The organism is Streptomyces canus 299MFChir4.1 (assembly GCF_000383615.1).
Lineage (GTDB): Bacteria > Actinomycetota > Actinomycetes > Streptomycetales > Streptomycetaceae > Streptomyces > Streptomyces canus_C.
Window position 1 is genome coordinate 138,558 of the sequence record NZ_KB911601.1, and the last position, 14,506, is coordinate 153,063.

The window sequence follows — 14,506 nt, forward strand, 5'->3', positions numbered from 1 at the left end:
GCCGACCACTTGGACGGCGTACTCAGTCTGGACAGGGGACCCACGGATGAACCTTCACGACGGCGGTCGCACGGTACATGTAGTGCGCACCATGGAGAGCGAGGTCGAGGTCTTCTCGAGCGCTGACGAGGCATGGCGGTACGCCCGGCGCAAGCGCGGTGCCACAGTCCTGGAGCGGACGGTGCGGGGCTCCCTCGGCGAGGCCCAGACCATCTACGAGCGCCGGGTGCACGTCTTCGACGGCGTCGTTCGCCGTGACACGACCACGGAAGAGCTCCTTTTCACCATCGACACCGACTCATGGGTCCAGGCCGCTGACGTCGAGTCGTTCGAGGGCAAGGACAACCGGTGGACGATCGTCGGGTTGGGAACCGACCGTCAGACCCTCGACGAGCTCGTCGAGGGCGAGATATCGCGCCTCACCTCCACCTGGCTCCTTCGCCGGCGCAATCTGGCTTGACTGAAGATCCAGGGCCGGCGCCCCGCCGACTCGGCAGCCGCTCGGCCCTTTTCGACACGGCCCACGAAACGGGGCACCACAGCCACACCCTGGAGCGGCGAACGTGCACGGACACATGGAGCAGACCCGCAGGCCGACGCCCGACTCAACCACACGGTCCACATGGGCACATGACCCCGGTGCGACGAGGCTGTACTTTCAGCGCTGCACCTGGTGCGGCATCGCTTTATACCACCGGCTTTTGTGCCCGGTGTGCCAAAACACGGACCTGCGCATCGAACCGAGCGGGGGAACCGGCACAGTGCGGTTCTCGCGGGCCATTCTGAGCCGCTCTCCCTCCGCACGCAACGAGTCCTTGATCGAGCTGGCAGAAGGTTTCGTGGTGCGCGGCCGCATCATGGGTCCTTCGGTGGGAATTCCCCTCGGAGCACGCGTGCGGCTGGTCACGCCCAGTGACACGGTCCGCAAGGAGCCGGTCTTCCGGCTCCTCGATGTCCAGCCGCCCTCACCCGACATTCGGTTACACGCCACTCTCTGAAATGTAATGCTCACCCCACGACTCTCCTACGGCTCCGCGGATGCCCGCCCACGCGGCCGCGCCCGGGGGCAGGTCAGCCGATCCGCGGGGAGCGGGATGCCCTGGAACTGCCGAGACGGGGCTGTCACCGACACACCGCCGTCCGATGAACAGATGCTTCGGTGTTCAGCGCTCGGCCATCAGCGATCGCTGACTACTACGCCGATGGAGCTCTGACCCTCTTCCGTATCCCGTCTCAGACACCGCACCTTTACGGGCCCGCCCTCTGCGGTCTCGGTCAGTATCCCCAGCGACCACGAAGTAGGCCCATCGCATGATCAGACGACAGCAGGGGAGAGGGCGGGTCATCGCTCCGGCCGTCCCCGGAAAGGCCCCGACTTCGCGCGGATCAGGGCGAGTTTCCACGTGGGCCCCTTTTGCGTACGGTGCGTTCCGGATCTTGTTCGTGACCCAACTGGTCGCCAATGTGGGGCGACTCATGCAGGCAACCGGCTCAGCATGGGCGATCCAGGACGACGGAGGTTCGCCCCTGCAGGTGTCCTTGATCCAGACTGCCACCTATGCGCCCTTGGTGGGGCTCGGCTTCGTCGCCGGCACACTCGCGGACCGGCTCAACCGCCGGCTTCTGCTCATCGCGTGCCAGGCATGGATGGCCCTCAGCGCGACCGCCTTGTGTGTGGCCACGTGGCTCGGTCGCACCGACCCACTGGTCGTGCTCGCGCTGACCTTCGCCATCGGGCTCGGCACGGCAATCGCCGCACCCACTTGGGCAGCTCTCCAGCCGTCGCTGGTCCCCGGCCAACTCGCCGGCCGAGCGATCGCGTTGAACGGTCTGACGTTCAACGTGGCTCAAGCCACCGGACCCGCCCTCGCCGGCCTGGTGATCGCCACACTCGGCACACAGTGGGTTTTCGCCATCAATGCCCTGAGCCTCACTTGCACGGTGCTCGCCATCCTGGTCTGGAAGGCGCCCTCTCCGGCACCGCGGCCCAAGGAGTCGTTCGGACGGTCACTGCGCACCGGTCTTCAATGCATCATGGCGGCACCACAGCGCCAGATCCTGGCCCGCCTCGCGATCTTCATTGTGCCGGCCACTTCGGTGATGGCCCTGGCACCCGTCCTTGCCGATGAGCGACTCGGCCTCGACGGAAGTGGTTTCGGGGCCCTTCTGGCGACGTTCGGTGCCGGCGCGGCGCTGTCGGTGACCATCTGGTCCCGAGTCGAGGGGCGCGGAGAGGAATGGGGCATGGTCCTCTCGGCCGCCCTGCTCACCGTCGCACTGGTGACCGCGGCCACCTGCACGCAGCCTGTCATCGTCGGCGGTGCCCTGCTGGCCTCAGGCACCGCCTATACGCTCGGCAGCACCTGCGCCTACGTCGCGGCGCAGCGCGTGGTCGACGACGCGCTGCGGGCCCGAGTCATGGCGGCCTATGTCGTCACCTCCGGCGCCGTGGTCGCTGCGGCAAGTGCAGGATGGGGCATCGTGGCCCGCACAGGAGTCGTCAGGGCTTTCGCCGTCGCGGCCGTACTCTCCGCCCTCAGTCTCGCAACCCGCACCCGATGGCCCCTGCCCCGCGGCATCGACAAGCGAGCCGACGACGCGACCGAGACCACACCCACGTCCTGAGCCCCCCGAAGCCCGACCCTGAGCCGAGCGAGACGACACCTGTCTCGTGGACAAGACCTACGGCCGCCGTGCCGGCCAAGGGCGAGACTACGACCGGCATCGCCGCCCTGCCGCTGACCCACAGGTCAGCGCACACAAAGCGCACAGCAGGCATCGAGAACACATAGCGCTTCAACGGCGGGGTCCTCGGCCCGTCCCGTCCCGTCCGGGGTGGGAGTATCGCGCCCTCCCACGCCGGTCAGTCCGCTCTTACGGTTGATCTCATGACCCATCATTCTCACAGCGCGGATTCCGCGCGCATTTCCCAAGGGCCGTCGATCGGTGGCCCCCTGGCCGGCACAGTCGCGCTGGTGACCGGAGCCAGCAGCGGAATCGGTGAGGGCACCGCGCTCGCGCTGGCCGCCCTTGGTGCACGCGTGACCGTCGTGGCTCGTCGGGAGGACCGTCTCGACGGGCTCGTCGAGCAGATCGAAAAGACCGGTGGCCACGCTCTGGCCGTGGGCGCCGACCTCACCGACGAAGCACAGGCCCAAGCCGCCGTCACCCGCACCATCGAGGCATACGGCCGCCTCGACACCGTGGTGGCCAACGCGGGCGTCATGATCCTCGGACCGATCGCGGGTGCCGACACCGACGACTGGCGCCGGATGATCGAACTCAACACACTCGGGCTCATGTACACCGCCCACGCCGCTGCCCCGCATCTGCTCAAGGCGGCGGCCGACGGCCCCCGAAAGGTCACGGACCTCGTCCTGGTCAGCAGCACCGCCGGGCGCATGGTGCGTGGTGGCGGTGGTGTCTACAACGCGAGCAAGTACGCGGTGACCGCCTTCGGGGAGGCCTTCCGCAAGGAAGTCACTCAGCGCCACCTGCGTGTTTCCCTCGTCGAGCCCGGCGCGGTGGAGACCGAACTGCCCCTGCAGAACCGCCCCGATGTGCAGGAGCGGATGTACGAGCGCTACACCACGATGGAATGCCTGCGCCCCGCGGACGTGGCGGACACCATCGCCTTCATCGTCACCAGGCCGCGCCACGTCGCCGTGAACGAGATCTTGGTGCGGCCGACCGAACAGCAGGAATGACCGGCACGGCGTTCTGTCGGTGCCGGGCGCCTCGCTCCGTTCGAACAGCCCGAAGCCTTCTGCGCCTTGCTGCTCGACTTCGTCGACAGTCAGGAACGGCGAGATGGGGGACCTACCCCTTCTGGGCCCCCATCTCGCCTTCACCGTCCTCACGGGCAGTTGTCAGCTCGCGCTCACAGCGGCGGTGGTCGACGGCTGCCGCAGCCGTCGCGGTCGCCGATTGTCGTCGGCCTTGTCAACGCGAAGCTCGCGTTGACTCCTAATTTTAGATCGAGTAGTCTTTAAATATGGACGGAACCAATGAGACAGTGCGGCGCGGGAGGGGCCGACCCCGCAAGTTCGAGCGGAAACCAGCTCTTGAGATCGCCGTTCGACTGTTCTGGCAGCGGGGTTATGAAGCGACCGGCGTCGCCGAGTTGCGTGAGGCGATGGGCGGCATGCCGTCGGCGAGCTTCTACCAACTGTTCGGCAGCAAGGCCGAGTTGTTCGCCGAATCGATCGCGCACTACCGCGCGACGTACGGACGCGCCCTCGACCCGCTGACCGACGCTTCGCTGGATCCGAAGGAAGCCATCAGGCAGACCCTGAGCCGGTCGATCGCGATGCAGACCGACAAGGAGCACCCGCTGGGCTGCATGATGGTGCTGGCCGCTCCGATTTCGGAAACGGACGACCCGGTCTACGAAATGGTGGCGGAGCGACGCCACATCACCCGCTCCCGCGTCCTGGACAGGGTCCGACAGGCGATCGCTGAAGGTGCGCTGCCGCCGGGGACCGATGCGGAGGCCATGGCCGGCCTCATCTACGGCTTCCTCATGGGCATCTCCACTCAGGCGCGCGATGGCGTGTCCGCCGAAACGATGCAACGTTCCGCCGACGCCCTTCTGGCCCTGTGGGGACAGCCGGACGAAACGGATGTTGCCGAGAGCAGGGGCAGGTAATGACCTCGACTTCCACATCACACACGTCTGCCCGGGCATGGGTAGGCGTGGTCACACTGCTGGCCGGCGCACTGCTGCCGCCGCTGGATTTCTTCATCGTCAATCTCGCCATTCCCTCGATCCAGGACGACCTCGGCGGCGGCGACATTCTGGGCCAGCAGATCGTGGCCAGTTACGCCGCCACGTACGCCGTGACACTCACCCTCGGTGGCCGACTCGGCGATCTCTACGGGCGACGGCGGATCTTTCTCATCGGCCTCGTGGGATTCGCCCTTGCCTCGCTCCTGTGCGGTTCGGCCGGGGAACCGTGGCTGCTCGTCGTCGGTCGTATCCTGCAGGGTCTCAGCGCCGCCCTGGCCGCCCCGCAGTCCCTGGCCCTCATCCGCGCAAGCCTTGAAGGCCGGGAGCAGACGATCGCCCTTGGCTTCCACGGTGCGACCTTCGGACTCGCCGCCGTCATCGGCCAGTCCCTGGGCGGACTCCTCGTCACCGCCGACCTCTGGGGCCTGGGCTGGCGGGTGATCTTCCTCCTCAACCTGCCCATCGCCGCTCTCGCCCTGCTGGGCAGCCTGTTCCTGCACGATCCGCACACGCGAGGCGTGGAGAAACTCGACTGGGTCGGCGCCGTTCTGCTCTTCACCGGCCTTGCCGGAATCGTCATTCCGCTGGTCGAGGGACGCGCGCTGAACTGGCCCTGGTGGTGCTTCGTCCTGCTCGTCGTCGCCGCCGGCCTGCTGCACAGGTTCTGGCGCTTCGAGTCGACCCTCAGCGCCGGCCGGAACCGCGAGCGCCACGTCATGCCCCTGGTACCACCACGAGCAGTGACCGCGCCCGGTGTGCGGATCGCACTGACTGCGGTCGCCCTGTTCTACTCCATCGCCGCGTTCTTCCTCATCTTCTCCGAATACGAGCAGACCGTAGGGCGCACGCCGCTCCAGGCCAGCCTGGACATCCTGCCGCTGGGCATCGGGTTCCTGATCGGACCGCTGACCGTGCAGTACCTCATGCGGATCATGCCGCGCCGTATCGCCGCTCTCGGCCTGCTCCTGGAGACCATCGGCTTCCTCGTCTTCGCCGCACTCGTCGCCGCACTCGACCAGACCCCGTGGGCCGCCGCACCCCTGGCGCTCATCGGCTTCGGTCAGGGACTCGCCCTGCCGTCGCTGATCCGCATCGCGGTCACCCACATCCCGCGTACGTTCGCCGGCCTGGCCAGCGGTTTGGTCAGCGCGACCCTTCAGATCAGCGCCGCTCTGTCGGTCGCGATCATCGGTGGCATCTACTACGCCAGCGCCGGCGCATACGGGGCGAGCCCCGCGATCATCACGGCGTCGATCCTCATCGCGGTGCTGCTGTTCGGCTCCTCTGTGCTGTCGGTACGCGCCGAACGCGTCCCGTCAGAGGAGACATCCACCAAGGTTGTCGGCACACACGACGGCGAGGTGAAGGAAGGAAAGACACTCTCCCCGGTACGAGATCGGTAGATCTCGTCTCCTCGGCTGTGAGAGATGGCGCCGAAGCGGAACCTGGCAGAGGCCGGCAGGGGCACCCGTGAGGCGGACACCACATGCGTGCCGGTGTCCGCCTCACGGCCACATGCACAACCGTCGCTCCCACGGGCGCAGCAAATCCGACGGTCGGACACTCGCTGGTGCGGCGCTGTTTGCGGCGTCACCACCGCGGAAGGCCGGCCGGCTCCATTCTGCTCAGCAGACCAGACTCTGAACGCGCCTGCCTGGCAGCGGAGTTCGGCGTCAGGATCGGCCGGTCACATCTGGCAGCGCTGAGATGCCGGACCTCGGTCCGGCGTGATCAACGATGCGGGCCCTCGACCTGCACGGCGCCGTCTCCCTGTTGCTGCTGCAGCCGACCACTGCATGGCCGAACGACCTGGATCGATACGCACAGACCCTCGGGAATTGCATCAGATGCGTGATCGGTCGTTGGTGAGTTGCCATGGACTGCGGGAAGTGTACCGGCGCGCTACTTGACGTCATTCATTCTGATCGACGTCTTGACCTGCAGGTTTGTTTATGATCAGTCGTTATGCATGATTCTGCCCTCTGATGCGAGAGGGTGGGGAGTGTCCGACGGTACGAGGGAAGTGCAGGGGGCTGCGCGGCTTGAGCTGGTCTCCGGGGTGCATCTGCTGCATCCCGAGGACGCCGCTCACGCAAGCTGGAGCCCTGGATCGACTGCGGACGCCTTTCCCGCGTCACCGCCAGGACCGCACGGGGACCCGTCTGCGAAAACGGCTGGGAGAAAGCCCCCGAGGCCCATAGGCCCTGCCAGCAGTGCGGCGCGGTCGAGCGGCTGTTCCACTTCGGTCTCTGCCGTCGATGCGCCGGCGAACGCCAGCTGCGGACACTGCTGACGCCGCCCGACGGCAAAGGCCGTCCCGAGCTCGACAAGGTCGCAGCCGCCCTGCTGGACCTCAACCCCCGCCGAACCCTGCTCTATTTGCGGGAGTCAGCCACCGCTGGCCGTCTCGTCACCGACCTCGCCGCCGGGGCCTGCGAGCTCAGCCACGAAGCCCTCGACGCCCGCCTGAGCCACCAGCATCGGGACCTGGCCGTCGAGTACTTCCGGGCCGTCCTGGTCTCCGCCGGCATTCTCCCGGTCCGGGACGAGTACCTGGCACGGCTGGAGCGATGGATCGAGCAGAAGACCGCGGCCATCGAAGATCCAGAGGACCGCCGCCTGATCACCGCGTTCGCCCGCTGGGACCGCATCGCTCGCATCCGACGACGAGCCCGCAATCCGATCTCCTCCTTCACCAGCGACATCGCCCAGACCCAGATCGCCAAGGCCGTCACCTTCCCCAACTGGATCAAGGGGTACGAGGAGACGTTGGCAACCTGCCGACAGCCCCTCATCGACCTCTGGCTCACCTCGGAGGAGCACCATGGCCCCTACGTCGCACGGCCATTCGTCCGCTGGGCGGTCCGCAGCAAGTTCGCCACCAACATCAGCATTCCTGGCAAGCCACAGCGGACGTACCACAGCCCGCTCGACGCCGACGAACGCTGGGCGACCGCCCGGAGACTCCTGAACGACGACTCCATCGAGACCAGGGACCGAGTCGCTGGGCTGATGGTGGTCCTGCTCTATGGCCAGTTCCCGGCGAAGACCTGCCGCCTGACCGTCAACCACGTCATCCACAACGAGAACGGCGTCGCCCTCCGCCTCAACACGCTCCCGCTGAAGCTCCAGCCGCCTATGGACGGCCTGGTCCTCCAACTCGTCGACCTCGCACGCGACCACGAGCGCACGGTGATATCGAACGAGCACAACGCGCTCTGGCTCTTCCCATCGCTTCAGATGCCCGGAAGACCCATGACCAGCCAGCAACTCGGCCGCCGCCTCCGCACCATCGGACTCCCCTCCGAAGCCGGACGAAGCGCGGCCCTGCTCGACCTCTGCGCGCAGATCCCCCCGGGCGTTCTCCAACGTCTGCTCGGATAAGCCCTGCGGCTGCCGATCGCTGGTCAGCCGGGGCCGTCAGGACCGCATACGCAGCCGAGGTGGCCCTCCGATCAGACGGCTGAGACCCGTTTAGCAGCACCGACGTCTGCGCGGCGGGCTGCCATCATGCTCGAATGGCCCACGACATAATCTTCTTCCTCGCCCCTGACGACGAGACGGCCGCCTCGACGCGCCTGCGGGGACCTGGTGAGGACTTTGAGTCTGTGACCTGCCGTTTTATTGAGCCGGACAGTGCCATCGCCGAGTGGGACATGTACTTCGAGGCGCCTTCGGCCGAGGCTCCGCCGCTTGAGCAGGTCTATGCGTGGCGGCCGTGGCCGGGGTGGGTCGCCGCCCCCTTGAACGATGGCGTTGAGGTGTTGGCTCTGCCGAAGCGGCTGACTCGAGCGCTCGGCGAAGCGAGTTCCGCCGAGCTCGAAGAGCTCGCAGGCCGCTGGATTGCGCGACTTCGGTCTGAGGACGGCGACGATATGACCGACGATGATCTCCTTGCGGTCTTGCAGGATGTTGCCCGCCTCGCAGCGTCTGCGGCGAATACGGGTGGCGGCCTCTACAGCTGGAGCTTCTGATCGCTTCCCCGCGAGGGACGTTCGTTCTTGACGCCGCTGCACGCCAGGAGCTCGGTCCCGGTGGCGTCGAAGTACAGGGTGAAGAACCAAGATCGGTCTGCTGCGACGATGTTGCCGGTACGCAGTTGCTCGTCGCGGTGCAGAGCGCGGAGGATCTCAACGGTCTCGTCCAGGCCGAGGGTCGTCAGGCCGATCTTCAACGACCGTTTCAGCCTTGTCGCAGCGATGCCGAGGACCATCCACTGTGGCGGCTGTCCGTCGTAGAGCATTACCTTGCCGCCGGCGGCGATGGCGTCGCGTGCTGCCTTGCAGCCACTGGTCTGGTCTTTGAGCATCCCGGTGATGTCGGGCTGACTCGGGGTCTCGTCCTCGGTGGCCATGCGGCGACTGCAGGGAGCGAACAGGGGCGTCGCTACGGGATTCGGCGTGGCCTGCCCAGGGCCGTTGGGAGCCATATCAGGCCGCCTACCCAACGGAGGACGTCCGTCGATGACGATCTTACTTCGCGCTGACGGCCGCAGCCTGTGTGCGGCATCGTTCCAGCCCTGCAGTCACCTCTTCGTGGTCCGGGCAGTCCTGGCTGGCCAGGAGTTCGCCAGCCGCGGTCATGGCTGCCCAAAAGTCGGGTGGTGAGCCGCGCCCGTCCCGGAACCGGGTTTTGGCGAAGTAGAGGAAAATCTTCGTGAGCTCCCCGGCGCGAAAACACGCGAGCAGGCCGCCGGGATAGCCTCCGCGGGCACCAGCGGCGGTTCCCAAGAGGTCGCGGATACGCTCATCGTGTTCCTCAAGTACTCGGTCCACGATGAAGACGTGCCCAAACTTGAGCACCAAGGCGAGGTCCTCCTCCTCACCCACCGCGAAGTCTGAGAAGCGTGACTCGACCTCGCGGAGCCGGGCCTCGGCGTCAGTCCGCGGCACACCCAGGGCCAAGCACACGGCCAACAGACAGACACCCCATTTGCCGGTCCTCGCGGCCAGCTCGGCGAAGACCTCCTCGTCGCTTCGCCCTGCGGCGAGCAACTCCTGCGCCTCCAGAACCAGCGCACCCTCGCCCTCCCCATGACTCATGGCGAGAGATTACCGCGCAGGTGCGATGGCCGAGTCGGCTGTGTTCCCCTCGCTCACCGAGGCAGCGCGAAGCTTCCCAGCCAGCGGGGTGTGAAGCGCAGCAGAGCCGGGTTGCAGCCCTATTCCGCTCAGTCGAATATCCGAAGCTACCGACATGATGTCGCGGCCGTCGCAACCAGTGGAGCCCTCGCCCTGTGTGCAACCCAGTAGTCTGTGGGCCGTCGACCGGATCGGCCCTGTTCACGTCGCCGGCCTCAAACCGGCGAGGCCCTCGGCCGTACGGTTCCGATGGACGCAACGACAGCGCTGGACCAGCAGCAAGCGGCCGAGGCCCGCCCGCGAAGGGTGCCCTGGCAACGCGCCGGCACCCCATGTCACCGCCCGAAGTCACGGCGGACTGACCACGACGATCCACATAGCGGGGCAGATCCCGCTGCAGGTTCGTTTGTCAGCGGGCAGACGATGGGCGCACCGGCCGCAACTAATGTCACGGCCCCTCTGCGATTGCCTGACGTCTCGGTCGACCGCGTACCAGACAGCGTGACCGGGCTGGCGTCGCGTCCTTTCCGAGGCGCTCCGCGCCCTGCTCACGTCGTCCGAACGGCGGTCCCGGTGCGGTGGACTTGACCGCGACGTTGGCGTCGGCCGACGTGTTTCCCTCATGGCCCAGCCGGGGGAGTCCGTCCGCGCGCCGCATAGAGGGACGGGACTCGACTGCGAAAGCGAAGATCGCTTCCTGGCCCCCACGCCCTTCCAGGAGCCGTCGTTGCTCCCAGAAGCAGGAAAGCACCGGTAGTGATGACAGTGCGGTACAAGGCTCGGAGTCTCATGACACGTCCTACCCTTCAGGAGGACTTGCTCTGGTCATTCGTGGGATCTGAGGGTCCGATCGAGCTGGTGTTCGCCAAGCACGCACTCCTGCGCATTGTCGGAAATGGCGACGCACAAGACCACAACACCTGCAAGGAACGGTCCGCCTTCCACACGATGTCAAGATCCATTCGCACTGTCAATACCGAACGTTCTACCTTTTCAGTGACGACGCGAAACCTGATCGACAGGCTCGGCCCTGTCGGGCCCGGGACGGTGACGTGGTTTCCGGCGTCTCCCTCAGGGCTGCTAGTCGCGGGCTGCGGGCAGGTGTTCCGTGTGTTCCCAGTGAACACACAACCGTGTCCCTCTCTTCATGAGGACACACCACCGCTCGGGCCCGCGCACACCTCCGCACCGCTCAGCCCTGAAGACCCACCAATCTGGGCAACGCGGCAAGAATCGGGTTCTTACCGGCCGACCATGAAGAGGTGACATGCAGCTGCATCGATCAACTGCTCCAGACACATGATCTGACCAGATGCCTGACGTCTTGATTCGTTGCCTACCGCAGCATCGACGCGACCGCCTGCGGCCAAGAACGGCATGACGAGCGCTCGCACCCGATCCGCGGTCAGCAGCCAAGGTGCCGTGCTGTACACGATCAGCATGCCGTCCTACCGCCGCAGCAACAGCATTTCCTGACGCGACGTCATTCAACTAGACTCGGGAACTCACCGCATTCCTGAGCTGATACGCCGCCGAGCGCTGGTCGCCGTACGCACTCTCGCGCGGCATCAGTGCTGCGCCACCACGCCATACTCATCAGTAGAACTGAGCAGTAGCCTCAAACCATTCACGATGTGCGTTGATGGTGGCCCGTGGGCGTTCCCGCGACGCCATGGGACCACACTGAGACTGTTTCGCTCAGCTCGCATTTATTCCCACACGTCTCGCATGACGGACCGACACTCAATGGCCTATGTCACGGGCGGAGGGCGTTCACTTTTTGTTTCGCGAGACGTAAGTTCTTGGCGGTCAGTGGGAAGCAGGGCCGGTCGAGGGGCTGTAGAACCCGGCTCCGGGCTACTGACATGGCGTACCGGACGCAGACCGGTACGTCTTGATGTGTGCGGTGTAACCCGATGCGGGGCAGCCGGCACCACTGAAACCCTCAACTACGCGTCACCACCTCATTCATGGAGCAACGGCATGGCCCTGGCGGAACTTGACTGTATAATGCACTTTGTGGCGCCAGGAGGACTCGCCATCCCGGTGACTGTTCACGCTTCATATGATTCACAAGATCCGTACGCCGTACGTGTCACCTTCTATCCAGGAGAGCACGCCCCCGTCAGCTGGGTCTTCGCACGGGACCTGCTCGCCGAGGGGACGGTACGACCGAGCGGATTCGGCGACGTGCAGATATGGCCAGGTAGAGCAGATCAGACGGACCTGCTGTGTCTCAAGTTGTCTTCCTTTGACGGACAAGCGCTGTTCACTGTGCCCATGGACCTGGTCACGCCATGGCTGTGCCGGATATACCACCTCATGCCGGCAGGACTTGAGGGGGCGTCACTCGACCTCGACGGTGAACTTTCCCGCCTGCTGGGCGAGGTCGCCTGACGGCGCCCTTCCACTCAAGGCAAACGGCCAGCCAGGTACCCACTGGTAAACGCTCCCGCAGTGCTTGGAATTCAGATCGTCAGCCGCCTCGCCGAGGTGAAGCATCAAGCGATCGTCACCGTTCTCGAGATTGCAGCCGGTGATGTGCGCGATGCGCTTCAATCGCTGATACAAAGTGCCACGGTGAATAGCCAGCAGCAATTCGGCGGTCCGTTGAATGTTCCCTCCGAGATCGAAGAATGCGGCGAGTGTGTCGCTCAGGACGTGGCTGCCGTCCCCCTGTTCCAGGGCAACGAGCGCCGGCACGTGTGATGTGCTGACGAGATCTTCCATCGGAAGCTTCAACAGCACTCGATTAGGACCGAGCTCGTCCCAGCGAGTCAACTCCCTGTTCCCTGGCAGCAGAAGCGCGGCGCGGGCAGCGAGAAAAGCCACCATTGTCATCAGCGACGTCGACGGTGGCTGGCGCTGGATCAAAAAGATCCAACCGCGTGATCGATTCGCCACCGTGAGAGCCAACTCATCTCCTCCTTCTCGTTACTGGACTGGTAACCAGGCGTAGGCCACCGCCGAGGGATGCGTTCCCGGGTCCAGGCCCTTCCTCACGCCACCCCGGGGGTCCGTAGCGTTGCCGTGTCTGACCAGCGGTCGCCCCTCCGGCGAGCGACAGATGTCGTCGAAAACCGGGTGCCGTCACTACATGAGGGTCATGCCTTCGCGGCGGGGCGCCTGCCCCGCGTCGGACGCGGCTGAGCCCGACCAAAGACACCAAAGCAAGCCTTATGGCTTTGCTTGGCTGAGCTTATTCCACTTATGAGAGCATGCCAGGAAGGTGAGCGGCACCCGATGACGGCATGCGAGGAGTAGGTCGATGAAGACCATCGGTCTGATCGGCGGGATGAGCTGGGAATCTACGGCTGAGTACTATCGGCTCTTGAACGAGTTCACACGCGAACGACTTGGCGGGCTCCACTCAGCTCGATGCGTGCTCTACTCGGTCGACTTCGCGGAGATCGAGCAGATGCAGGTCCAGGGACGTTGGGCGGAAGCCGCCGAGATCCTTGCCGGGGCGGCTCGGTCTCTGGAAGCAGCCGGTGCCGAGCTGATGCTCATCTGCACCAATACGATGCACAAGGTCGCCGACGCGGTCGAGGCGGCGGTGTCCATTCCGCTGTTGCATCTGGCCGATGCCACGGCGGACGCCGTACGGGCTTCGGGCCTGAGCCGGGTCGGGCTGCTGGGCACGGCGTTCACCATGGAACAGGATTTCTACCGAGGCCGCCTTGAGGCCGGCGGCCTGCATGTGTCCATCCCGGATTCCGAGCAGCGCACCGTCGTGCACCGCATCATCTATGACGAGCTCTGCCTCGGAGTGGTGAAGGACGAATCTCGCGATGCCTACCGAAAGGTCATGGAGGACCTCGTCGCCACCGGGGCGGAGGGCATCATCCTGGGCTGCACGGAGATCGAGCTTCTCATCGGCCCCGCGGACAGTCCTGTCCCGGTCTTCCCCACCGCACGTCTTCATGCCGCAGCCGCCGTGGACACAGCACTGTCGGATTGATCAGCCAAGCAGAGCAGAGGGTGCACCCTGCGGCAGACATCTGACGAACGCCCGTGGCGAAGTGTTCAACGCCCGTCTAGCCTCAATACCAGTGACTTAGTCGGGATCGTGGTCCCAGACGCGTCGCACTTTGACGGGTGGGTTGATCGGGGCTGTCTTGTAGTGGGGTGCGATGGTCACGGCTTCGGCTGGGTCACGGGTCGGCCGGGGCCGGTTGCGGTGGTCGAGACGTTTGACGCCGAAGTTCGACATTTTGCGTTTGACGACGCGAGGGTTGGTACGTCTGCGGCGAGCCGGCAGTAGGTGGCGGGCTATCTCGCGCAGTCCCTCGGTGAGGGATACGGCCAAGCGGTCAGGGGGAAAAGGCCGCCTGCGCGATGACCTGACGTCGGGCGAGGCGGAGGGTGCGGGTGAAGGAAAGTCGGTCCGGGTCCATGTCGACGCCCTCGGCGGCGATGTGCATGAGCTGGCGGATTGCGTGGTGGACCAGCAGATGGGCCCAGACTTCCTGCTCGACACCGTCCGGCGAGCGGGACCGCAAGACCTCGGCGGGGCCACGCTGGTGGGTCTTGAGTTCATCCAGAGCGGTCTCGATCTCCCACCGCTGGTTGTACAGGGCCGCCAGTTCCGTGGCGGGTGCTGCTTTGTGGTCGAGGATGGTGGTGATCAGCCGGTAAGGCGCTGACTGTACCGGTCGGCCGGGGTCGTCCAGGGTGTACTCGATGACCCGCACCA

General features: G+C 65.7%; 14 protein-coding genes. 10 read left to right on the top strand and 4 right to left on the bottom strand.

Going from position 1 to position 14,506, the window contains the following annotated elements; genetic code table 11:
- The first annotated feature begins 82 nt into the window (after positions 1 to 82).
- From H293_RS0132775 to H293_RS0132805, 8 genes are all read left to right on the top strand, one after another.
- On the top strand, positions 83 to 460 hold the full coding sequence (locus H293_RS0132775) for a hypothetical protein (protein WP_020122053.1): 378 nt from the start codon (positions 83 to 85) through the stop codon (positions 458 to 460).
- Positions 461 to 575: 115 nt separating this feature from the next.
- Positions 576 to 998 (top strand): Zn-ribbon domain-containing OB-fold protein, encoded by a 423-nt coding sequence (locus tag H293_RS60480; RefSeq protein WP_259294571.1) that lies wholly within the window; start codon positions 576 to 578, stop codon positions 996 to 998.
- Positions 999 to 1,311: 313 nt separating this feature from the next.
- Positions 1,312 to 2,625 carry an MFS transporter gene (locus tag H293_RS0132780; protein WP_078612735.1) on the top strand — a complete coding sequence of 438 codons (1,314 nt, stop codon included), beginning with the start codon at positions 1,312 to 1,314 and terminating at the stop codon, positions 2,623 to 2,625.
- A gap of 350 nt (positions 2,626 to 2,975) precedes the next feature.
- A complete protein-coding gene (locus H293_RS0132785) occupies positions 2,976 to 3,707 on the top strand; it encodes an SDR family NAD(P)-dependent oxidoreductase (protein ID WP_020122055.1) in 732 nt (243 codons plus the stop codon).
- A gap of 287 nt (positions 3,708 to 3,994) precedes the next feature.
- Positions 3,995 to 4,648: a TetR/AcrR family transcriptional regulator gene (locus tag H293_RS0132790; RefSeq protein WP_063746946.1), complete on the top strand. Its 654-nt coding sequence runs from the start codon at positions 3,995 to 3,997 to the stop codon at positions 4,646 to 4,648.
- A 47-nt stretch (positions 4,649 to 4,695) separates the two neighbouring features.
- Positions 4,696 to 6,132: an MFS transporter gene (locus H293_RS50465; protein WP_020122057.1), complete on the top strand. Its 1,437-nt coding sequence runs from the start codon at positions 4,696 to 4,698 to the stop codon at positions 6,130 to 6,132.
- Positions 6,133 to 7,108: 976 nt separating this feature from the next.
- Complete coding sequence (locus H293_RS57600) at positions 7,109 to 8,113, top strand: hypothetical protein (protein WP_020122058.1); 1,005 nt, start codon at positions 7,109 to 7,111, stop codon at positions 8,111 to 8,113.
- 134 nt (positions 8,114 to 8,247) lie between these two features.
- Positions 8,248 to 8,703, top strand: coding sequence for a hypothetical protein (locus tag H293_RS0132805; RefSeq protein ID WP_020122059.1), 456 nt, complete (start codon positions 8,248 to 8,250; stop codon positions 8,701 to 8,703).
- On the opposite strand, the gene H293_RS0132810 is transcribed toward H293_RS0132805, so the two are convergent.
- Positions 8,685 to 9,083 carry a hypothetical protein gene (locus tag H293_RS0132810; protein ID WP_020122060.1) on the bottom strand — a complete coding sequence of 133 codons (399 nt, stop codon included), beginning with the start codon at positions 9,081 to 9,083 and terminating at the stop codon, positions 8,685 to 8,687. The two genes, H293_RS0132805 and H293_RS0132810, sit on opposite strands and share 19 nt — an antisense overlap.
- A 118-nt stretch (positions 9,084 to 9,201) precedes the next feature.
- Positions 9,202 to 9,771, bottom strand: a complete 570-nt coding sequence (locus tag H293_RS0132815) for a hypothetical protein (RefSeq protein WP_020122061.1) — start codon at positions 9,769 to 9,771, stop codon at positions 9,202 to 9,204.
- A gap of 2,022 nt (positions 9,772 to 11,793) precedes the next feature.
- Here H293_RS0132815 and H293_RS58580 point away from each other — a divergent pair.
- A complete protein-coding gene (locus H293_RS58580) occupies positions 11,794 to 12,207 on the top strand; it encodes an SsgA family sporulation/cell division regulator (protein ID WP_158694470.1) in 414 nt (137 codons plus the stop codon).
- Here H293_RS58580 and H293_RS53870 read toward each other — a convergent pair.
- On the bottom strand, positions 12,157 to 12,726 hold the full coding sequence (locus tag H293_RS53870) for a PucR family transcriptional regulator (RefSeq protein WP_199790222.1): 570 nt from the start codon (positions 12,724 to 12,726) through the stop codon (positions 12,157 to 12,159). The two genes, H293_RS58580 and H293_RS53870, sit on opposite strands and share 51 nt — an antisense overlap.
- Positions 12,727 to 13,078: 352 nt before the next feature.
- Between H293_RS53870 and H293_RS0132825 the strand changes: the two genes are divergently transcribed.
- Positions 13,079 to 13,771 (top strand): aspartate/glutamate racemase family protein, encoded by a 693-nt coding sequence (locus H293_RS0132825; protein ID WP_020122063.1) that lies wholly within the window; start codon positions 13,079 to 13,081, stop codon positions 13,769 to 13,771.
- A gap of 352 nt (positions 13,772 to 14,123) precedes the next feature.
- Here H293_RS0132825 and H293_RS0132835 read toward each other — a convergent pair.
- The coding region (locus H293_RS0132835) for a transposase (RefSeq protein WP_028808400.1) at positions 14,124 to 14,506 on the bottom strand (383 nt) is incomplete at its 5' end.